Source organism: Sphingomonas sp. Leaf23, assembly GCF_001421585.1.
Lineage (GTDB): Bacteria > Pseudomonadota > Alphaproteobacteria > Sphingomonadales > Sphingomonadaceae > Sphingomonas.
On the sequence record NZ_LMKR01000002.1, the window covers coordinates 577,351 to 597,300 of the forward strand.

The window sequence follows — 19,950 nt, forward strand, 5'->3', positions numbered from 1 at the left end:
TGCATCGTGCCTGAAGGGGGTAGAGGTTGGTGAAGAACCGGGTGGCGTGGTCCGAGGGTATGTTCCTGCGGCCGCAGCATTTTCAGGCGCAGGACCGCCACGCCGAGGCACAGCTGAACGCGCGGATCGCGTCGATCCGGCCATGGCCATGGGGCCTGACCGAGCTGGTGATCGACGAGGATGTGGCGACGCTGGGCAAGTTCGCGGTGACGCGGGCGACCGGCATCCTGCCCGACGGTACGCCGTTTTCGATCCCCGACGACATCCCGCCGCCGCCGCCACTCGACATTCCCGCCGATGCACGCGATGCGCTGATTTCGTTGACGCTGCCGGCGGCACAGCCCGGTGCGGTGCAGTTTCGCGAGGCGGACAGCGACAGCCTCGACGCGCGCTTCCTGGTCGACGATGCCGAGGTTGCCGACAGCTTTTCGAGCGATAGGAGCAGCGAGCCGGTCGGGCTGGCGCGGCCGAACCTCCGCTTCGGCGTGACCCGCGACCAGACCTATGGCCGGGTGACGCTGGGCCTCGTGAAAGTGCGCGAGGTGCAGAACAAGCGGGTGATGCTCGACGACCGCTATATCCCGGCGACGCTGGATATCGCGGCGGCGGCGCGGTTGCGCGGCGGGTTGTCGGACATCGCCGGGCGCGCCGGACAGCGCGCGGGCGAGCTGGCCCTGCGCGCGGTCGAGGCGACCGATGGCGGGTCGGATACCTTTGCCGGGTTCCTGCTGCTGCAGGCGCTCAATCGCTGGCTGCCGGTGCTCGACCATCTCCAGCATCTGCCGATGGTCCATCCCGAACGTCTGTTCGAGGCGCTGGTGTCGATGGCGGGGGAATTGGCCACGCTAATCCGCCCCGAACGCCGCGCACCGCCGCTGCCGCGCTACGATCATGTCGATCCGCAGCAATGTTTTGATCCGGTGTTCGACCTGCTGCAATCGATGCTGTCGGCAGTGTTCGAACGGTCGGCGGTGCAGCTGCCGCTCGATCAGGCGGGGCCGGGGGCCTATGTCTCGCGGATCACCGACCACGCGCTGTACCAGACCGGCTATTTCTACCTCGCGGTATCGGCCGCCGCGCCGGTCGAGGAAATTCGCGGACTGTTTCCGTCGGTCGCAAAGATCGGCGCGGTGCAGCGGATGCGGCAGATCGTCGATTCCGCGCTGCCCGGCGTGCCGCTGCGCCATACCCCGACCCCGCCGCCGCAGCTGCGTGTGCTGCCCGGCTTCGTCTATTTCGAACTGGATCGCGGCGTGCCCGACTGGGCCGAGTTCCAGCAGGCGACGGCGCTGGGCCTGCATGTCGCGGGTGACTGGCCGGGGCTGAAGCTCGAACTGTGGTGCGTGAAACGGAGCGCGCGGTGACCGAAGACGGCGACGAGGGCGACAAGACGGTCTTCCGGCCGTCGCCATTGCAGGGGCTGCGGCGTGGCGTGACGCCGGATGCGGGCTATGGCGCGCCTCCACCGCTGTCGCGTACCGGCCATGCGCCGGGCAGCGGGAACCTTGCCCCGTCGCGGCTGTCCGAAGACGATGTGCCGCTGCCGGCGACCCCGCCCAAGGTCCGCAACATCATGCTGGCGGAAGCGGAACCGGTCCTCGCGCTGCTGGCGGCGGTGCGTGCCGGGCGGGTGCGGATGCCGATGCCCGAATTCCACCGCGAATGCGCCAAGGCGATCGCGACGTTCGAGCGGGCGATCGCGCCGCACTACCCGGAGGAAAAGCGCCAGCGCGCGAAATATGCCGTCTGCGCGACCGCCGACGACATCGCCCAGAACCTGCCCGGCATCGGCGCCGATGGCGCGGAATGGGCGCGCCGGTCGATGGTCGTGCAATTCTTCCACGAAAATATCGGTGGCGACCGTTTCTGGCAGCTGGTCGACGACATGCTGCGCACGCCGAACGACAATCTCGACCTGATCGAGCTGTTCCATGCGTGCCTAGCGGCCGGGTTTGAGGGGCGGTTCCGCGTGATGCCCGACGGGCGGCGGCGGTTGCAGGAGATCATGACGCGGTTGTACGGCGCGCTGCCGCACGTCCGCGCGCTGTCGCAGGTCGAACTGGTCCCCAACTGGTGCGGGGAAAAGGCCGCGCCGGCCCGGATCGGGATGAACATCCTCGCGCTGGCGGCGGCGGGCGCACTCGCGCTGCTGGTGCTGGTCTATGCGGTGCTGCGGCTGATGCTGGCGTCGAGCGGCGACCTGCCGTCCGACCGGCTCGCCGCGCTGAACCCCGACAGTCGCCTCACCTTGTCGCGCCCGGCCGAGACGATGGCGGCGGCGCGGAGTGCGCAGGCGTCGCGCCTCGCCAAGTTTCTCGAACCCGAAATCCGCGAAGGGCTGGTGACGGTCGAGGAGGATGCGCAGACGGTGCGGGTGCGCACCACCGTCGGGCAGCTGTTCGAATCCGGATCGGACGCACTGGAGACCGGGCGCGAGACGCTGTTCCACCGCATCGGCCGTGCGATCGAGGGCGAACGCGGATCGGTGCTGATCGAGGGCCATGCTGATAACGACCGCGTGGCGACGGTGCGCTTCCCCGACAATATGGCACTGTCGGAGGCGCGGGCGGAGACGGTCGGGAAGCTGATCCGCGAGGACCTGTCCGATCCGTCGCGGGTCACGACCAAGGGGCTGGGGGAAAGCGTGCCGATCGCATCGAACGATACGCCGCAGGGCAAGTCGCAGAACCGCCGGGTCGAGATCATCGTGCCGAGGCGCCAGTGATGCGGCGGTTCTTCACCAACTGGTATGCGGTCACGCTGCTGACCGCGCTGGTGCTGGCGCTGATCGTCCTGTTCGCGCTGCCGTTGTTCTTCGCCTTTTTCCGGCCGTGGAGCGTGCGGATCGCGTTCGTCGTCGGCATCGCGCTGCTGTGGGGTGCATGGTGGGGCTGGCGGCGCTGGCAGGCCAAGAAGCGGTCGGACGCCATCGCCAAAGAACTTGCCGGACCCGACGCCGCCGAGGAAGAGGGCAAGGCGCTGGGCAGCCGCATGGGCGATGCGCTGGCGAAGCTGCGCAGCGCATCGGGCAATCGCCGCGACTATCTCTACAGCCGGCCGTGGTATGTTATCATCGGCCCGCCGGGCGCGGGCAAGACGACCGCGCTGCTCCATTCGGGCCTGCGCTTCCCGTTCGTCGAACAGGCGGCGAAGGGCGTGGGCGGCACCCGCAACCTCGATTTCTGGTTCGCCGACGAAGCGGTGCTGGTCGATACCGCCGGGCGCTATACCACGCAGGATTCGGACGCGACCGTCGATGCGGCGGGATGGGGCGCGTTCCTCAACCTGCTGAAACGCCATCGCCCGGCGCAACCGATCAACGGCATCCTCGTCGCGATCGGGGTCGATACGCTGGTCGGCAGCGACTGTGCGGCGATCGACGCCCATGCCAGCGCGGTACGGCGACGGCTGGTCGAGCTGCGCCGGACGCTGGAGACGGCGGTGCCGGTGTATCTGGTCGTGACCAAGGCCGATCTGCTGGCCGGGTTCGACACCTATTTCGACGATCTGGACGTCGAGGGGCGGCGCGCAGTGTTCGGTGCGACATTGCCGTACGGCGATGGCCGGCCGAGCGCCGAGGCGCTGGCGCAGGCGTTCGACATATCGGCGCAGGCGATCGCCGACCGGCAGGCACGGCGACTGTTCGAAGAGGTCGACCAGCGGCGGCGTGGCATGATGCTGGGCTTCCCCGCCCAGCTGCGCAGCCTGCGCGCGCGGCTGATGCGCTTTGCCGAGGGCGCGTTCGTCGCGGGTGACGATGCCCCGGCGCAGTTGCGCGGATTCTACCTGACCAGCGGCGTGCAGGAGGGGGCGCCGCTCGACCGTATCCTGGCGGCGATGGGCGAGGTGTACGAAGCGCCCGCCGGCGGCATGGAAACCCGCAGCCGCGCTTATTTCCTCAACCGGCTGCTGACCGAGGTGATGTTTCCCGAAGCCGGGCTGGGGTCGACCGACCTGCGTGCGCGGACGCGGCACCGCGCGCGGTTGATCGCGGTGCTGGCGGCAATCGGCATCGCGACCGCGCTGGTGTTGGCGGCATGGGGCATCAGCTATGCCCGCAACCGCGCGTTCCATAATGCGCTGGCCGAGCGGGCGCAGCTGGCCGAAAAGCAGCTGCGCGAGGCGGGTGTCGATCTGGCGCAGGTGCGTGAGGACGACGCCGATCTGCGCGCCGCGCTGCCCGCGCTCGACACGCTGCGCAATTTGCCACGCGGCTATGCCGAACGGCGCGCCGGTGGCCCGCCGCTGATGATGACGTTCGGGTTGTATCAGTCGAGTCTCAGCCAGCAGGCGGAGGAAAGCTACCGCGTGGCGCTGCGCCGCATCCTGCTGCCCCGCCTGCTGTTGCGGCTGGAGGCGGTGATGCGGGCCGATGGACGCGATCCGATGCGGCTGTACGAACCGCTGAAAGTGTATCTGATGCTCGGCCAGCAGGGCCCGATGGATGCGAAGGCGGTAAAGGCGTGGGTCACCGCCGACTGGGCGGGCGAGCTCTATCCCGGTGCCGACAGCCAGGCGGAGCGCACCGCGCTGACCCGGCATCTCGACGCGCTGCTGGAGGATCGCGACATGGCGTCGGTCTGGGCCAATCGCCGCCCGCCGCTCGACGCCGGACTGGTCGCGTCGGCGCGCGCGGCGGTGCAGACGCTCAGCCTTGCCGACCGTGCCTATGCGGTGATGCGACAGAAGGCGGCGTCGGCGGGTCCGGCATGGGAGGCGGCGAACATCCTGTCGCAAGGGGATGTGCTGGCCTTTGCCAACCCCGATGCGGTCGCGGCCTATCGCATCCCCTATTTCTTCACGCGCGCAGGCTATGAGAAGGCGTATCTGCCAGGGTTGGCGACGGTGCAGCAGGATCTGAAGCGCGACCTGTGGGTGCTGGGCGGCGCGGGCGAGGCGGGCGTGGGCGAGGAATTGTCCAACGTTCGCCCCGGTGTCGCGGGGCTGTATGCCAAGGACTATATCGCGGCATGGGACGGGATCATCGCCGCGATGAAGCCCGGCGCCTATTTCCGCGACCCCGCCGCGTTCGGCGCGCTGACCAAGAGTCCGTCGCCGCTGAAACGCGTGCTGCTCGAACTGCGCAAGAACACGATCTTTACCGGCGGGGTGCAGGCCGGGCTGGCGCGGGCCGGGCGCTATGGCATGAACCGGTCGCGGCTGGGGCGTGTCGCGAACGAAGTCGGACGCGACCGGGCAAGCGGGATCGATGCGGGCGACGAGATCACCGGCTATTTCGCGAACCTGCACGAATATGTCGGCGACGGGCGCGGCTCGGCGCCGGTCGATGAATTCATCGGCGGGATCAAGGCGGCGGGACAAGCGGTGATCGCCGCGCAGTCGGTCGGTGGTGGCGGCGGGTCGGACGCGACCCAGGCGGCGATGGCCACTGCGCTCGCCACGGTAAAGGCATCGGCGGCGCAGGCCCCGCCACAGCTGCAATCCTTCGTCAACCAGGCGGCAGGCGGCGGTGCCGCGGCGCAGATCGGCGCGGCGAGTGGCGCGGTGACCGATGCCTATGCCCAGAGCGTCCTGCCGGCGTGTCAGGGGGTTGCCCAGGAGCACTACCCTTTCTTCGCAAGCGCCCCGGATGCGCCGATGGCTGAGACGCTGCGCGTGTTCGGGATGGGCGGGGTGATCGATTCATTCGTGCAGCAGCGGCTGGCGAAGCTGATCGACACCGGCGGCCCGGTATTGCGCTGGCGCGAGGGCGATCCGGTGGCGGCGGCGCTGAACCCCGCCACGCCCGAGGCCTTTGCCCGCAGTGCCGAGCTGCGCGACCTGCTGGCCGGTGGCCTGCCGATCAAGGTGGCGGTGGCGCGTTTCGGGCAGGGGGTCGGCACGGTCGAACTCTCGAGCGGCGGTACTCGCTATCGCTTCACGCCGACCAGCAACCAGCCGCGCCCGATTCTGTGGTCGGCCAATGGCGGGCTGCCCGAGGCGTCGCTGATCCTCTATGGCCCGGCGGCACCGGGTGCCGCGCCGGCGGGCGGCGATGCTGCGCCCGGTCCCGAACTGGCGCGGATCGAGACGGAGGGGCCGTGGGCGCTGTTCCGGCTGATGGACCGCGCCGAAAAGCGTAATGCCGGCGAACAGCGGATCGAGGCCGGCTTTGGTGACGGCATGGCGCGCAGCACGCTGGCCATCGCGCTACCGACGAAGCGCAACCCGTTCAGCCGCGCCGGGCTGTGGTCGTTCCGCTGCCCGAGGACGCTATGACCGCGTGGGTGTTCGGCAAGCTGCCCGCGCATGGCGATTTCGTCGCGCGGGGCATGGATGCCGCAACGCGTGGCACGCTCGACGACTGGCTGGCGGATGCGCTGGCGACGGCGCGGGCGCGCTTCCCCGGCGATTTCGACGTGCGGTTCGACATGGCGCAGGCGTGGCGGGCGACGGGCGAGGGCGTGGCCGGGGCGGTCGCGGCGTCGCAGGATGCGGTAGGGCGGCGCTTTCCGGTGCTGCTGCTGGCGGACGATGCCCAGCTCGATCCGGCGGCGTGCGAGGACCTGCTCTATGCGGCGATTACCGAAGGCTGGGATGTGGATCGGCTGGCGGCGGCGGGTGCTGCGCCGCGCGGTGTCGTGACGCGCTGGTCCGGCGCGCAGGGGCAGGGGCTGGACGGACCCCATCCGGCCGAACTGATCGTGGAGATGCTGGCATGAGCGGCGTCCGCGCGCGCGGCTTTGCCGCGACCCATCCGGGGCTGAAGCGCCGGATCAACGAGGATCGTTTCTGCGCGCGGCCCGATCTGGGCCTGTGGGCGGTCGCCGATGGCATGGGCGGCCATGCCCATGGCGACTGGGCATCGAACGCGGTGGTGCAGGCGCTGGAGGCGATCGACCTGCCCGGCGACTTCCACGAGGCGACCCGCACCGTCGCCGACGCGGTGCACAGCGCCAACCGCCGCATCTGGGCCGAGGCGCAGCGGCGGACGCAGCAGATGGGGTCGACCGTGGTCGCGCTGCTGGTGCGCGACGGCTGTTTCTCCGCGATCTGGGTCGGGGACAGCCGCGCCTATGTGCTGCGCGACGGGGTGCTGCACCCGCTGACCCGCGACCATAGCCAGGTGCAGGAAATGGTCGATCGCGGGCTGATCTCGCCCGAGGAGGCGCGCGACCATCCGCGCGGCCATGTGCTGGCGCGCGCGGTAGGGGTGGGGGCGCGGCTGGCGGTCGACGTGGTGACCGACGATGCGCTGCCCGGCGACCTGTTCCTGCTGTGCAGCGACGGGCTGACTGCGACGACCGGCGATGCCGCGATTGCCGCCGCCATGGCCCTGCCCGACCGGCAGGCGGCGCTCGACCGGCTGGTCGCCAGTGCGCTGGCGGGTGGGGCACCGGACAATGTGACCATCGTACTGGTCGCGGTCGAGGAGGCGACGGCGCTGTCGCTGGGGCGGGGCGCGGCATGACCGGCGACGACGACGACCGCACCGTGTTCCAGCCGGGCGACGGCCGGGGCGAGGGTGATGCCGACCGGACCGTGTTCGAACCCGTCGGCGGCACCGTGGCGCAGCGCAGCGCCCATATCCAGCCCGGCGACGTGCTGAACCATATGTTCGTCGTGCGCCGCTTCCTGGCGCGTGGTGGCATGGGCGAGGTGTTCGAGGGCGCGAACCTCGCCACCGACGAACGCGTCGCGATCAAGGTGATGCTACCGGCGCTGGCCGCCGATCCGAACGTCATCACCCTGTTCCGGCGCGAGGCGCAGACGCTGACCCGGCTGCACCATGAGGCGGTGGTGCAGTATCGCGTGCTGGCGATGGAGCCCGAACTGGGCGTCCTCTACATCGTTACCGAATATATCGACGGGACCAGCCTGTCGGACGTGCTGCCGACGCTTAAGCCCGATCCGGTGGCACTGGGCGGGTTGCTGCGGCGGCTGGCATCGGGGTTGGCCGCGGCGCATCGGCTGGGGGCGATCCACCGCGATGTGGCGCCCGACAACGTGCTGCTGGGCGGGGGTGAGCTGCGCCGTGCCAAGCTGATCGATTTCGGCATCGCCAAGGACCTCGACCCCGGCACCGCGACGATCGTGGGCGACGGCTTTGCCGGCAAGCTGGGCTATGTCGCGCCCGAACAGCTGGGCGATTTCGATCGGGCGCTGGGGCCGTGGACCGATGTCTACAGCCTGGGGCTGCTGATCCTCGCGGTGGCGCGCGGGGCCGATCTGGGGCTGGGCGGTACGCTGGTCGATGCGGTCGACAAACGCCGCGCCGGGCTGGACCTGTCCGCCGTGCCGGTCCCGCTGCGCAGCGTCGTCGAGCGGATGGTGCGGCCCGACCCGGCGCAGCGGCTGCGCGATATGGAGGCGGTGCTGGCGGCGCTGGACGCGGCGGAGGTGCCGAGTGTCGTGTCGTCCGGTCTGCCGCGCCGGTGGCTGTGGGCGGGCGGCGCGGCGGCGCTGGTCGCGATCCTGGTAGCCGCCCTGCTGTTCCTGTCGGGGCGGGGCGGGGGCGAGCAGGCGACGGGCGATGTTCCGACCGTGGCATCGGGCGATCCGGTGCAGACCGCGCGATCCGCGATCGACACGGCGCTGCCCTCGGTCGGCTGTACCTGGCTCAGCATCACCGACATCACGGCGGCGGGTGGCGGGGTCGACGTCGCGCTGACCGGCGTGGCGGGCGATCCGGCGCAGGCCCAGCGTGAGATCGGCGAGACGCTGCGCGACCGGGGCATCGCCACGCGCCGGATGGATTTCGCCGATGTGGCGGTCATCACGCCGGCGGGTTGTGCCGCGCTGGATGCCTTTCGCCAGATTCGCGCAAATGGTGGCCACCGGCTGAGCGTCCCGCAGCGCCGGTTCGAGATGCGGCCGCAGCCCGCCACCTCGGCCTATGCCGGGCGACAGGCGGCCAACGCGATCGTCGGCATCGACATCGGCGAGCCGTCGCTCGACTTCGCACTGCTCGGGATCGAGCCGTCGGGGCGGATCGAGATGCTGATCGCCGATCGCGCCGCCTTTGCCGCCACGCTGCGCGCGTCGCGCGACGAAGTGCCGATCAAGGATCTGGGGAACGATCGGTACCGGCTGCAGATCGACCTGGACCATGCCGGCTGGTCCGGGCTGTTGCTGGTCACCGGCAAGGGGCCGTTCGAGCCGGCGATGCTGGCTCCCCCGCTTGGCAGCCGGGGCAGCGACTGGCGCGACAAGGTGGCAACGCTGGCGGGCGAACGCGGCTGGCGTACCGAGATGATCTGGTTCGAATCGGTGGCCGCGCGCTGAGGCTGGCGCGGTTCGGTTCAGCGATGGGGGAGAAGTGGTGCCCGGAGACGGATTCGAACCGCCGACACTGCGATTTTCAGTCGCATGCTCTACCAACTGAGCTATCCGGGCACGCCCGGTTGTCCGGGAGAGCGGGCCTGTTAGCGGGGCGGATCGTCGCTGTCCAGCCCGGTTTCGCCTTTTTCATCCGACGATGCCATCGGGCCGGGAATGCGATATCCCTCACCCATCCAGTTCAGCATGTCGCGGTCGCGACAGCCGCGGCTGCAGAACGGGCGAAAGGCGGCGTCCGTCGGGGCGGAACACAGCGGACAGTTGTTACGGGAAGCGGGCCTGGACATGGCCGGCGGATATGGCGAGGCCGGCGTCGGCCCGCAAGGCAAGCGTGGCACCCAGCGTGCGTTCGACCGCTTGGCACCATTCGGGCCGCGCGCCGATCGCGGCGATGACGGCGGGATGCGCGGTCAGCGTGCGTTCGCCGCTGCCCCGGTCGCGCTGCGCCTGTCGCAGCAGCGCGCGGGCATGGGCGGGGACGTGTGCGAACAGTTCCGGCAGCGAGGCACGGGTGCGGCGACGCACGATCTGGAGAAAGCCGAAGCCGTTGACGGCGGTGCGTTCGAAGGGTTGCGGCAGGATGGCGTCGACCGCTTCGGCAGCGGCGATGCGGACGCTCTTGTCCCCCACCGTCGGCAGGTCGATGCCGATCGATCCGGCAAGGTCGAGCCGGGCGATGGCGCGTGCCGCCGCGCGGGCGCCGCTGATCGCAAGGTCGGCCGGAGCCAGTTCGCCGTCGATGTCGATCAGCGTCATCGCCGGGGTCAGCGAGATCGTCAGCGCGCCGCCGGGAAAGCCGACCTGTCCGGTCGTCGCTTCCTCGATCAGCAGCGGCCAGCCGGCCTCGCCCAGCACATCGCGGTCGAACGGGCCGAGGATGCGGGCGTCGGGGAGGTCGGCCAGCGAGGGGCCGTCGCACGGGACCGCATCGGGCAGGGCGGGGCGGGCGCGGGCGCGCTTGGGCTTGCCGGGCTCGGGGGTCGCGGGGCGGGTGAGCTCGACCAGCAGCGTGGCGCCTTCGGTCACGGCGCGGGGCAGCGGGTGGAGCAGGGCCTCGCCACCGTCCCATGCGACGATGCCCTCGCCCCGGACGGGCAAGCGGCGGACGAGGCGTGCGGTCAGGATGGTGCCGGCGCGCAGGGTGTCGTCGGGTTCGATGCGGGCTTCGACGATATCGCCATCGACGATCCGTGCGGCGCGGACCTCACCGATGCCACGCTCGACGATCCAGTCAGCCAAGCGGGACGCCGGCGGTTTCGAGCAACGCGCGCGTGTCGAACAGCGGCAGGCCGATCACGCCCGAATGGCTGCCCGACAGGAAGCGGACGAACGCCTCGGCCCGGCCCTGGATCGCATAGCCGCCGGCCTTGCCGAGGCCCTCGCCGCACGCGACATAGGCGTCGATCTCGCGCGGTTCGAGGCGCTTGAACGCGACGATCGTGTCGGCGATGCGGATGCGCGCCTGCCCGTCGGGCATCAGCACGCAGACGGCGGACAGGCAGTGGTGGCGACGGCCGGACAGCAGCCCCAGCAGCTCGCGCTGGACATCCTCGGTCGTGGCGGGGGGCAGGATGCGTCGGCCGAGCGCGATCGTCGTGTCGCCGGCCAGCACCACAGCGCCTTCCTGCGGCCCGATCGCGCGCGCCTTCGCCTCGGCAAGGCGCAGCGCATAGGGGCGCGGCAATTCGCCCTTCAGCGGGCTTTCGTCGATATCGGGCGCCTCGACCCGATCGGGCACCGCGCCGATCCGTGCCAGCAGGTCGCGGCGGCGGGGCGAGGTCGAGGCGAGAATCAGGCGCATGGCCGAAGGCGCGGTCATGCGGCTATCGCTTACTTGAAGCGGTAGGTGATGCGACCCTTGGTCAGGTCATAGGGGGTGAGTTCGACGAGAACTTCGTCGCCGACCAGCACGCGGATGCGGTTCTTGCGCATCTTGCCGGCGGTGTGCCCCAGGATTTCGTGGTCATTCTCGAGCCGGACGCGGAACATCGCGTTGGGCAGCAGTTCGACCACCTGGCCGCGCATTTCGAGAAGTTCTTCCTTCGCCAAACAAATACCTCATGAGATTATGGCGCACCGGCAACCGGGCGGGTTCCCATAGGCGCTAAACGATAAAAAGGAAAGCGCGAACGACCGGACCCGTGGCTGGCACGGCCGGTCGACACTGTTTGGTCTAAATAAGGGGTGGGATTGGGTGAAGCAAGGGTCCCGCCCGTTCGTCATTCTCGAGCAGGCGGGGACGGCGAGCGGCCGTTACGACGGATTATACTCCTTCAGGAACGCGGTCATCTCGCTCAGGAATTGCAGCCGGTCCTCGCTGCGGGAAAAGAAATGGTCGCCCAGCGGCTGTTCGACGTAGCGATAGGGCTTGCCCGCCTTCTTCAGTTCGGCGGCGAGATTGCGCGACTGGGCGACCGGCACGCGCTTGTCGACCTTGCCGTGCATCAGCAGGATCGGGGTCGAAAAATCCCCGGCATGGAAGCGCGGCGAGATCAGCTGGAAATCAGGGGCCTGCGTCTTCAGCCAGTCGCCGATGGTGCGGCCGTTCAGGAACTGGCTGTCGTACCGGCGCAGCGCCGCCAGATCCGACACGCCGGCATAGCTGACCGCGCAGCGGTACAGATTTCCGTCGCGCTGGGCCGCGCGCATCGCCGCATAGCCGCCATAGGACGCGCCGACCATGCACACCCGCTTCGGATCGGCGATGCCCTGTTTCGCCAGATGGGTGACCGCATCGTTCAGGTCGTCCTGCATCTTCAGGCCCCATTCGCCCGCGCCCTTCTTGGCAAAGGCGATGCCATAGCCCGACGATCCGCGATAATTTGGCTGGATCACGACATAGCCGATCTCCGCCAGATATTGCGTCCACCAGTCCCAGCCTTCGCTGTCGCGCACCGACGGGCCGCCATGGGGGAGGACGATCAGCGGCAGGTTCTTTTGCCCCATCCGGTGGCGGGGCATCGTCAGCACCGCTTCGATCGGCGTCCCGTCGCGTGCGGCATAGCGGATGGTGCTGACCGGCGAGAGGCGGCGGCTCTGCAATATCGGGCTGTTCCAGGCCAGCCGGTTCATCTTTGCATTGCCGGTGTCCCAGAAATACAGCGCGCCGGGCTGCGACGCGGCGGCGACTTCGATCAGGAAGCGGGTGCGCGTCCGGTTCCACGATATGATACGGGCGCGGCGGTCGCCGACCGATCCGTCGATCGCCTGCTGCAATTCCTTCAGGTCGTTGTCGAACCAGACCGACCGGCCATGATGGTCGGTGACGGTGGCACCGACCACGTCGTTTTCCTGCGCGTTGTCGATGATGTCGTCGACGTCATAGCCGTCGAGCGCGTAGAGCTTCTTGCCGAGCTTCAGGTCGGGCAGCGATACTTCGTACAGCGCGGTATAGCCGCCTTCGTCGTCATAGGCGACGGCGGTGGTGCCATCGGCGCGGAAGGTGAGCGGGATGGTCATCCCGTCCTCGTCCTTGCGCGCGCGGCGGGCGATTGGGCGGAAACTGTCGCGGTTGTTCGCGCGGTACAGCAGCGCCGAGCTGCGCGTGGCATCGTTATATTGATAGGCGGCGCGGACCTGCCCCTCGCCATCGGCGTACCAGGTGCGGACGTTGGGACGCCCCTCCGCCACGCGGCGCGACTTGCCGGTCGATACGTCGATCTCGAACACCGACGGGTTGAAATCGGCTTCGGTTTCGATGCCGGTCTGTTTCGACAACAGGATGCGCGGGGTTCCGTCATGCGCGACCCACAGCACATCGTCGGCGCGCACGCCCGAGCTGTTCCAGTCGAGCCGGCGGGTGGTCTTCAGGTCGGTGCTGATCGCCAGCACGCGGGTGACGTAGATTTCCTGGCCGAAATAATCCTGCTGCGCACCGAGACCGATCACGACCCAGTCGTCATTGACTCAGCGCCACCAGTTGATGTCGGTGTTTTCGGGGGCAGCCATCGTGTGGTTCTGCTTGGTATCGATCAGCGACGTGAGCAGCAGCACCTGCTTTCCGTTCACCGCGCCCTTCGCCATCAACCGCGTGCCGTCGGGCGATAGGCTGGGAGATTCGAGCAGTGGCAGTTCGGCGAAGGTGGTGATCGGGACGGGCGTGGCCGGGTCGACCGCGGCGACGGGCGCCGGGGTCTGTGCCGGCAGGGCGGTGGCAAGCGTCAATCCGATCCATGGCAACAGCCGCATTCTCGTCCCCCGTATGCGCCGGGGGGCGGGGGCCGCGCGATGCCGCCCCCCGGCAGCGCGCGTCCGTCCTGAATCGAAAAGCCCCCGCCGTTCGCCCGCGATGGTAGCGCGGCCACGGCGAGGTGCAATGGCTTATCCCGCGCCCCCGCCGGCAAGCGCGGCGAGCAGCAGCAGGGCGACGATGTTGGTGATCTTGATCATCGGGTTGACCGCAGGGCCGGCGGTGTCCTTGTACGGATCGCCCACCGTGTCGCCGGTAACCGCCGCCTTGTGCGCCTCCGACCCCTTGCCGCCGTAATTGCCGTCCTCGATATATTTCTTGGCATTGTCCCATGCGCCGCCGCCGCTGGTCATCGAGATCGCGACGAACAGGCCCGAGACGATGACGCCGAGCAGCATCGCGCCGAGTGCCGCGAACCCCTGCGACTGTCCCGCCACCCACGTGACGACGTAATAGACCGCGACCGGCGAAAGGACCGGGAGCAGCGAGGGGATGATCATCTCGCGGATCGCGGCGCGGGTGACGATGTCGACGGTGCGGCCATAGTTGGGACGGCTGGTGCCGGCCATGATGCCGGGGTCGGCGGCGAACTGCGCGCGGACATCCTCGACCACCGATCCCGCCGCCCGGCCGACCGCGGTCATGCCGAATGCGCCGAAGAGGTAGGGGAGCAGCGCGCCGAGCAGCAGCCCGACGATGACGTACGGATTGGAAAGCGAGAAATCGACGGTCAGGTCGGGGAAGAACAGTTTCAGGTCGGTGGTGTACGCCCCGAACAGGACGAGGGCGGCGAGCGCGGCGGAGCCGATCGCATAGCCCTTGGTCACCGCCTTGGTCGTGTTGCCGACCGCGTCCAATGCGTCGGTGCGGCGGCGGACCTCGTCGGGCAGGTTGGCCATTTCGGCGATGCCGCCGGCATTGTCGGTGACCGGGCCGTACGCGTCCAAGGCGACGACCATGCCGGCCAGCGCCAGCAGCGCGGTGGCGGCAAAGGCGACGCCGATGATCCCGGCGAGCTGGTACGACGCGACCACCGCGACGACGATCACCAGCGTCGGCAGCGCGGTCGATTCGAGGCTGATCGCAAGGCCCTGGATGACGTTGGTGCCGTGGCCGGTGACGCTGGCCTTCGCGATCGACTTGACCGGGCGATAGGCGGTGCCGGTGTAATATTCGGTGATCCACACCAAGGCGGCGGTGACGGCGAGGCCGATCATCATGCACCAGAACAGGTCCATGCCGGTAAAGCTCTGTCCGGCGACCGGGGCCTGTGCGCCGAGCGCCCCCTCGACGGTCAGCGTGTCGCCGCCGGGATCGAGGAAGCCCGCGCCGCCGATCACGGCGTTGAGGTCGCCCAGCGCCCAGCTGGCGGCGAAGTAGATCGCGGGAACGGCGAGCAGCGCGGTGGTCCAGAACCCCTTGTACAGCGCGCCCATGATCGACTGGCCCTTGCCGAGCCGGACCATATAGGTGCCGAGGATCGAGGTGACGATGCACACGCCGCCGACGATCAGCGGCAGCGCCATCAGCCGCAGCAGTTCGGCGGGCGGTGCCTGTACCAAGAGCGCGATCGACACCATGGTCAGGCCGATGGTGACGACATAGGTTTCGAACAGGTCGGCGGCCATGCCGGCGCAGTCGCCCACGTTGTCGCCCACATTGTCGGCGATGACGGCGGGGTTGCGGGGGTCGTCCTCCGGAATGCCCGCCTCGACCTTGCCCACCAGATCGGCGCCGACATCGGCCGCCTTGGTAAAGATGCCGCCGCCCAGCCGCGCGAAGATCGAGATGAGCGACGCGCCGAAGGCCAGCGCGGTCAGCGCTTCGACCACTTCGCGGTCGCCCGGACCATGGCCGGCAATGGCGACGAGGTACCAGAAGATGCCGGCGATCGCGAACAGTCCGAGGCCCGCGACCAGCATGCCGGTGATCGCGCCCGAGCGGAACGCCATGGTGAGGCCGCCCTGCAGCGACCCGCGCGCGGCTTCGGCGGTGCGGACGTTGGCGCGGACCGAAATTTCCATGCCGACATAGCCCGCCACGCCCGACAGCACCGCGCCGATGACGAAGCCGACGGTCGATAGCGCGCCGAGCGTCGGGAACAGGATGATGGCGACGATGACGCCGACGATGGCGATGGTGCGATACTGGCGGCCGAGATACGCCTTGGCCCCTTCCTGGATGGCGGCGGCGATATCCTGCATCCGCGCATCGCCCGCTGGCGCGCGCAGCACCTGCATGGCGGTGAAGATGCCGTAGAGCACGGCCAATACCGCACACGCCATGGCCAGATAGACGATCGTCATCCGCAAACCCCTCCTGAACGGGGCCGCCCGGCTGTCTCGTCGGGTCGATGCCCTTGATGGGAGCAGCTTATGCCGATGGGCGAGGGGCGCAATAGCTAAATCCTCCCCGGCACGGGGAGGGGGACCGCCGCGAAGCGGTGGTGGAGGGGGTTCACCGCGCAATGCGATGGTTCCGTATGCGGACACCCCCCTCCACCAGCTTCGCTGGTCCCCCTCCCCGTGCCGGGGAGGATTAGTGCTGGTAGCCGAGACGATCGGGCAGGGGGATGGGATTACCCGCGTCGAGCAGGTCCAGACCGTCTCCTTCGCGGAACGTGCCGATGCGCGTTGCCGCGACTGGAGGCTCGCCCTCGCAGGCGAACAGCAGTTCGTAATCGTCGCCGGCCGTTGCCGCCGTGAGCGCGTCGTGGCCGAACGCCTTGAGATCGTCGGACAGCGGAACGCAGGCGAGGTCGATTTCCACCGCAAGGCCGCTGGCCGCCGCCATGCGGCCGGCGTCGATCAACAGGCCGTCGGACACGTCCATCATCGCATGGACATGGGGAGCGAGCGCCTGTCCTTCGACCAGCCGCGGCGTCGGACGACGGTACCGGGCGAGCAGCGACGGCGGCCCAGCCGCCCCCTGCGCGATGGCGAGGCCGGCGCCGGCATCGCCGATTGTGCCAGTTATCCACAGGCTATCCCCAGGCTGCGCGCCGTCGCGGCGGGGGGCATGGGCGCTGCGGCCGAGCGCGGTCAACGACAGTATGCGCGGGGTGTGCGGCGGCACCTTCACCGTGTCGCCGCCGAGCAACGGGCAATCGAACGCGCGCAGTACCGCGTCGAGGCCGGTCAGGAAGGCGTGGTCCCAGACGTCGTCGCCGATCGGGTAGCCGAGCATAACCCCCACCGGCACGGCACCCTTGGCGGCGAGGTCGGACAGGTTGGTCGCGACCAGTTTCCACGCGACATCGGCGGGCGGGTCGCCGGCAAGGAAATGGATGCCCGCGACGGTCATGTCCTTGGTCAGCACGAGGTCGCCGAGATGCGCGGCATCGTCGGTCAGGCCATGCGCCCCGGCATGGAGCGGCAGGCGGCGCAGCGCGGCGATGAAGTCGGCCTCGGTCACACGCCTGCGATCCACGCGCCATGGGCATGGGCGGTGGCGAGCATGCGCGGCGTGGGCTGGCCGGGCCAGTGCTGGACGATCAGTTCCTGGCGTTGCAGCACCCGGTCGGGCTCCATCCGGACCCAGGCGAGCGGGCGTTCGGGCGTGGCGTTTGCGGCGGCGTCCTGCATCATCGCGGTGATCGCGGCGCGGCGGGCATCGCCCAGATATTGCCAGACGACCGAATGCAGCAGGACGCGGGTAACGCCCGCCGCCTGCGGCTCGGCAAGGCGGGCGCGGAGCCAGTCGACCGCATCGCCCTGCACCAGATCGACCGGCCGCGCACGCTGCATCGCGGTGGCGGCGGCAAGGCGCGCCTGCCGCTCGGGCTGATCGGCCCAGATATAGCCGGCGAGGCGGGTAGCGACGGCGGGGTCGGTGGCGTCGAGCGGTTGGATATCGACGCCGCGTACCGACCGGATTTCCAGCGGCGCGGCGGGCGGCGGGGTCCCGCGCCAGTCGGGGCGGATGGTGACCGGGCTGTCGTCCAGCCCAACGCTCACCCCGCCCAGGTCGAAGCGATAGCGGTCGATCAGCAGGTTCAGGCCGGCGCTCGACCCGATCTCGAGCAGCTCGACCGCGGGACCATGCGCGGCGGCGACCGCAAGCAGCCCGGTCATCAATACGCCCGATCGCATCGGTTCGTTGGTCTGCGGCGGGCCGTCGAGCCACGGCAGCAGCGCGGCGTCGTGTTCGACCAGCACGCGGCGCAGGATCGCTACCGCGTCGCCCCGTCCGGCGAACAGCGCGGTCAGTTCGGGATCACTGCCCTTTCGGGCAAGCGCGTGGAGGCCGCCGACCAGCCGCAGCGGCAGCGCGTCGGGGATCGGTTGCCCCGGCCAGTCGAGCGTGCGCCGCCCGGTGGCGCTCTCCCGCGTCAATGCCTCCGCGAGCGCGGTGCAGACCGCCGCGGTCACGGGCGCATCCATCGCCGCGCAGAACGCCGCCTGCTGGCGAAAGGCATCGCGATTCGTCGGTTCGTCGGCCATGGCCCGTCTGTTGCGCCCGCCGTGCGCCCCAAGTAAAGCCCGGCCTGCCCATGACCGATCCCATCATCATCGCCGTGCCCAAGGGGCGTATCCTCGACGAAGCCATGCCGCTGCTCGCCCGCGCCGGCATCGTGCCCGAAGCGGCGTTCCGCGATCCCGACAGCCGGGCGTTGCGGTTCAGGACCGACCGCGCGGACATCGACCTGATCCGGGTGCGCGCGTTCGACGTCGCGACGTTCGTGGCGCATGGCGCGGCGCAGCTGGGCATCGTCGGGTCGGACGTGCTGGCCGAGTTCGACTATTCGGAGCTGTATGCGCCGGTCGACCTAAAGATCGGGCATTGCCGCATCTCGGTCGCGGAACCCGCCGGCATGGCCGCCACCGACGATCCGCGCGGGTGGAGCCATGTGCGGATCGCCACCAAATACCCGCACACGACCCAGCGCCACTTCGCCGCGCGGGGCGTTCAGGCGGAATGCGTCAAGCTGAACGGCGCGATGGAGCTGGCCCCGGTGCTGGGCCTCGCCCCGCGCATCGTCGACCTGGTGTCGTCGGGTCGCACGCTGAAGGAGAATGGGCTAGTGGAAGTCGAAACCATTGCCGAGGTGACGTCGCGGCTGGTCGTCAACCGTGCGGCGTTCAAGACGCGGGAACAGGTCGTGCCGCTGGTCGATGCGTTCCGCCGGGCGGTGGCGGCATGATCCGGCTGGACGCCAGCGCGGCGGGCTTCGCCGCCGACTTCGCGGCGCTGGTCGATGCCAGGCGCGAGGCGGACAGCGACGTGGCGCGCGACGTGACCGCGATCCTGCGCGCGGTGCGCGACGATGGCGATGCGGCGGTGCGGGCGTTTACCGAGAAGTTCGACGGGCACGATCCGGATACGACCGGCTGGCGGATCGAGCGGGCGACGTGCGATGCGGCGCTGGCGGGCATCGATCCCGAACTGCGCGCGGCGCTGGAATTGGCGCACGACCGGATTGCGGCGTATCACGCGAAGCAGCGGCCCGAGGATCGCGACGCGGTGGACGCCGATGGCGTGCGGCTGGGCGCGCGGTGGAGCGCGGTCGAGGCGGCGGGGGTCTATGTGCCCGGCGGACGCGCGGCCTATCCGTCGTCGGTGCTGATGAACGTGGTGCCGGCCAAAGTCGCCGGCGTCGAGCGGATTGTGATGGTCACGCCGACGCCGAAGGGCGAGGTGAACCCGCTGGTTCTCGCCGCCGCCGCGCTGGCGGGCGTGGACGAGGTGTGGCGGATCGGCGGGGCGCAGGCCGTCGCCGCGCTCGCTTATGGTACCGACCGGATCAAGCCGGTCGATGTGGTCACGGGGCCGGGCAATGCGTGGGTCGCCGAGGCCAAGCGGCAGCTATACGGTGTGGTTGGCATCGACATGGTCGCCGGGCCGTCCGAAATCGTGGTGGTCGCCGACGGGCAGAACGACCCGGAATGGATCGCCGCCGACCTGCTGAGCCAGGCCGAGCATGACCCGACCAGCCAGTCGATCCTGTTCACCGACGATGCGGGCTTTGCCGATGAGGTGGCGGCGGCGGTCGACCGGCAGATCGCCGAACTGGCGACCGGACAGGTCGCGCGGGCGAGCTGGGATGCGAACGGGGCGATCGTGATCGTGCCGACGCTCGGCGATGCGATGCCGCTGGTCGACCGGCTGGCGCCGGAGCATTTGGAGCTGGCGGTCGGCGACCCCGAGCCGTTGTTCAAGGCGGTGCGCCATGCCGGGTCGGTGTTCCTGGGGCGCTATACGCCGGAAGCGGTCGGCGATTATGTCGCGGGGCCGAACCATGTGCTGCCGACCGGGCGGCGGGCGCGGTTCGCGTCGGGGCTGTCGGTGCTGGACTATATGAAGCGGACCAGCTTCCTGGGGCTGGATGCCGCCGCGCTGGCGAAGATCGGGCCGGCGGCGGTGACGCTGGCCGGGGCAGAGGGGCTGCCGGCGCATGCGCGGTCGGTGGCTATACGACTGTAATCGTTGGGTTCCAGGGCCCAACTTGCGACGGTCCTGTTTGGCTCTGGCCCCCCGCCTGT

The 19,950-nt window shown here is 69.7% G+C and carries 17 protein-coding genes and 1 tRNA gene; 8 read left to right on the top strand and 10 right to left on the bottom strand.

Going from position 1 to position 19,950, the window contains the following annotated elements:
• Nucleotides 1-29 precede the first annotated feature (29 nt).
• From tssK to ASE67_RS06520, 6 genes are read left to right on the top strand one after another with little or no spacing between them, the layout of a single operon-like run.
• Complete coding sequence (gene tssK / locus ASE67_RS06495; protein ID WP_235511815.1) at nucleotides 30-1,364, top strand: type VI secretion system baseplate subunit TssK; 1,335 nt, start codon at nucleotides 30-32, stop codon at nucleotides 1,362-1,364.
• The gene (gene icmH / locus ASE67_RS06500) at nucleotides 1,361-2,725 is read left to right on the top strand and encodes a type IVB secretion system protein IcmH/DotU (protein WP_055759250.1); all 1,365 of its coding nucleotides are present in this window, start codon (nucleotides 1,361-1,363) and stop codon (nucleotides 2,723-2,725) included. Before tssK ends, icmH begins: the two co-directional genes overlap by 4 nt.
• Nucleotides 2,725-6,219: a type VI secretion system membrane subunit TssM gene (tssM, locus tag ASE67_RS06505; RefSeq protein WP_055758089.1), complete on the top strand. Its 3,495-nt coding sequence runs from the start codon at nucleotides 2,725-2,727 to the stop codon at nucleotides 6,217-6,219. The genes icmH and tssM overlap by 1 nt, the downstream gene beginning before the upstream one ends.
• On the top strand, nucleotides 6,216-6,662 hold the full coding sequence (gene tagF / locus ASE67_RS06510) for a type VI secretion system-associated protein TagF (protein ID WP_156348532.1): 447 nt from the start codon (nucleotides 6,216-6,218) through the stop codon (nucleotides 6,660-6,662). The genes tssM and tagF overlap by 4 nt, the downstream gene beginning before the upstream one ends.
• The gene (locus ASE67_RS06515; protein ID WP_055758093.1) at nucleotides 6,659-7,411 is read left to right on the top strand and encodes a PP2C family protein-serine/threonine phosphatase; all 753 of its coding nucleotides are present in this window, start codon (nucleotides 6,659-6,661) and stop codon (nucleotides 7,409-7,411) included. Before tagF ends, ASE67_RS06515 begins: the two co-directional genes overlap by 4 nt.
• Entirely contained in the window at nucleotides 7,408-9,225 is a 1,818-nt protein-coding gene (locus tag ASE67_RS06520) for a serine/threonine-protein kinase (RefSeq protein ID WP_055758096.1), read from the top strand. Before ASE67_RS06515 ends, ASE67_RS06520 begins: the two co-directional genes overlap by 4 nt.
• A gap of 35 nt (nucleotides 9,226-9,260) precedes the next feature.
• On the opposite strand, the gene ASE67_RS06525 is transcribed toward ASE67_RS06520, so the two are convergent.
• From ASE67_RS06525 to ASE67_RS06560, 10 genes are all read right to left on the bottom strand, one after another.
• A tRNA-Phe gene (locus tag ASE67_RS06525) sits at nucleotides 9,261-9,336 on the bottom strand.
• A 29-nt stretch (nucleotides 9,337-9,365) separates the two neighbouring features.
• A complete protein-coding gene (locus ASE67_RS17690; protein WP_082456982.1) occupies nucleotides 9,366-9,566 on the bottom strand; it encodes a DNA gyrase inhibitor YacG in 201 nt (66 codons plus the stop codon).
• The gene (locus tag ASE67_RS06530) at nucleotides 9,544-10,518 is read right to left on the bottom strand and encodes a hypothetical protein (RefSeq protein ID WP_055758101.1); all 975 of its coding nucleotides are present in this window, start codon (nucleotides 10,516-10,518) and stop codon (nucleotides 9,544-9,546) included. The genes ASE67_RS17690 and ASE67_RS06530 overlap by 23 nt, the downstream gene beginning before the upstream one ends.
• Nucleotides 10,511-11,080: a Maf family protein gene (locus ASE67_RS06535; protein ID WP_055759253.1), complete on the bottom strand. Its 570-nt coding sequence runs from the start codon at nucleotides 11,078-11,080 to the stop codon at nucleotides 10,511-10,513. The genes ASE67_RS06530 and ASE67_RS06535 overlap by 8 nt, the downstream gene beginning before the upstream one ends.
• Nucleotides 11,081-11,109: 29 nt before the next feature.
• Nucleotides 11,110-11,328 carry a translation initiation factor IF-1 gene (gene infA, locus ASE67_RS06540; RefSeq protein WP_003049127.1) on the bottom strand — a complete coding sequence of 73 codons (219 nt, stop codon included), beginning with the start codon at nucleotides 11,326-11,328 and terminating at the stop codon, nucleotides 11,110-11,112.
• 204 nt (nucleotides 11,329-11,532) lie between these two features.
• Nucleotides 11,533-13,167: an alpha/beta hydrolase family protein gene (locus ASE67_RS06545; protein WP_235511816.1), complete on the bottom strand. Its 1,635-nt coding sequence runs from the start codon at nucleotides 13,165-13,167 to the stop codon at nucleotides 11,533-11,535.
• 18 nt (nucleotides 13,168-13,185) lie between these two features.
• Nucleotides 13,186-13,467, bottom strand: a complete 282-nt coding sequence (locus ASE67_RS18545; RefSeq protein WP_235511817.1) for a hypothetical protein — start codon at nucleotides 13,465-13,467, stop codon at nucleotides 13,186-13,188.
• A gap of 132 nt (nucleotides 13,468-13,599) precedes the next feature.
• Complete coding sequence (locus tag ASE67_RS06550) at nucleotides 13,600-15,774, bottom strand: sodium-translocating pyrophosphatase (RefSeq protein WP_055758103.1); 2,175 nt, start codon at nucleotides 15,772-15,774, stop codon at nucleotides 13,600-13,602.
• 232 nt (nucleotides 15,775-16,006) lie between these two features.
• A complete protein-coding gene (gene thiL, locus ASE67_RS06555; RefSeq protein WP_055758106.1) occupies nucleotides 16,007-16,882 on the bottom strand; it encodes a thiamine-phosphate kinase in 876 nt (291 codons plus the stop codon).
• Nucleotides 16,879-17,910: a DUF2332 domain-containing protein gene (locus ASE67_RS06560; protein ID WP_055758110.1), complete on the bottom strand. Its 1,032-nt coding sequence runs from the start codon at nucleotides 17,908-17,910 to the stop codon at nucleotides 16,879-16,881. Before ASE67_RS06560 ends, thiL begins: the two co-directional genes overlap by 4 nt.
• 50 nt (nucleotides 17,911-17,960) lie before the next feature.
• Here ASE67_RS06560 and hisG point away from each other — a divergent pair, with 50 nt between their 5' ends.
• Together hisG and hisD are read left to right on the top strand one after the other, a co-directional pair.
• Nucleotides 17,961-18,611 carry an ATP phosphoribosyltransferase gene (hisG, locus tag ASE67_RS06565; protein ID WP_055758115.1) on the top strand — a complete coding sequence of 217 codons (651 nt, stop codon included), beginning with the start codon at nucleotides 17,961-17,963 and terminating at the stop codon, nucleotides 18,609-18,611.
• Nucleotides 18,608-19,891, top strand: coding sequence for a histidinol dehydrogenase (gene hisD, locus ASE67_RS06570; RefSeq protein ID WP_055758117.1), 1,284 nt, complete (start codon nucleotides 18,608-18,610; stop codon nucleotides 19,889-19,891). The genes hisG and hisD overlap by 4 nt, the downstream gene beginning before the upstream one ends.
• Nucleotides 19,892-19,950: the final 59 nt, after the last annotated feature.

Excerpts from the sequence above, each read along its gene's own strand:
- tagF (WP_156348532.1), top strand. The coding sequence starts at position 6,216 with ATGACCGCGTGGGTGTTCGGCAAGCTGCCCGCGCATGGCGATTTCGTC.
- ASE67_RS06520 (WP_055758096.1), top strand. The coding sequence starts at position 7,408 with ATGACCGGCGACGACGACGACCGCACCGTGTTCCAGCCGGGCGACGGC.
- hisD (WP_055758117.1), top strand. The coding sequence starts at position 18,608 with ATGATCCGGCTGGACGCCAGCGCGGCGGGCTTCGCCGCCGACTTCGCG.
- ASE67_RS18545 (WP_235511817.1), bottom strand. The coding sequence starts at position 13,467 with ATGCGGCTGTTGCCATGGATCGGATTGACGCTTGCCACCGCCCTGCCG.
- ASE67_RS17690 (WP_082456982.1), bottom strand. The coding sequence starts at position 9,566 with ATGTCCAGGCCCGCTTCCCGTAACAACTGTCCGCTGTGTTCCGCCCCG.
- tssM (WP_055758089.1), top strand. The coding sequence starts at position 2,725 with ATGCGGCGGTTCTTCACCAACTGGTATGCGGTCACGCTGCTGACCGCG.
- ASE67_RS06550 (WP_055758103.1), bottom strand. The coding sequence starts at position 15,774 with ATGACGATCGTCTATCTGGCCATGGCGTGTGCGGTATTGGCCGTGCTC.
- ASE67_RS06535 (WP_055759253.1), bottom strand. The coding sequence starts at position 11,080 with ATGCGCCTGATTCTCGCCTCGACCTCGCCCCGCCGCCGCGACCTGCTG.
- ASE67_RS06560 (WP_055758110.1), bottom strand. The coding sequence starts at position 17,910 with ATGGCCGACGAACCGACGAATCGCGATGCCTTTCGCCAGCAGGCGGCG.
- ASE67_RS06515 (WP_055758093.1), top strand. The coding sequence starts at position 6,659 with ATGAGCGGCGTCCGCGCGCGCGGCTTTGCCGCGACCCATCCGGGGCTG.
- hisG (WP_055758115.1), top strand. The coding sequence starts at position 17,961 with ATGACCGATCCCATCATCATCGCCGTGCCCAAGGGGCGTATCCTCGAC.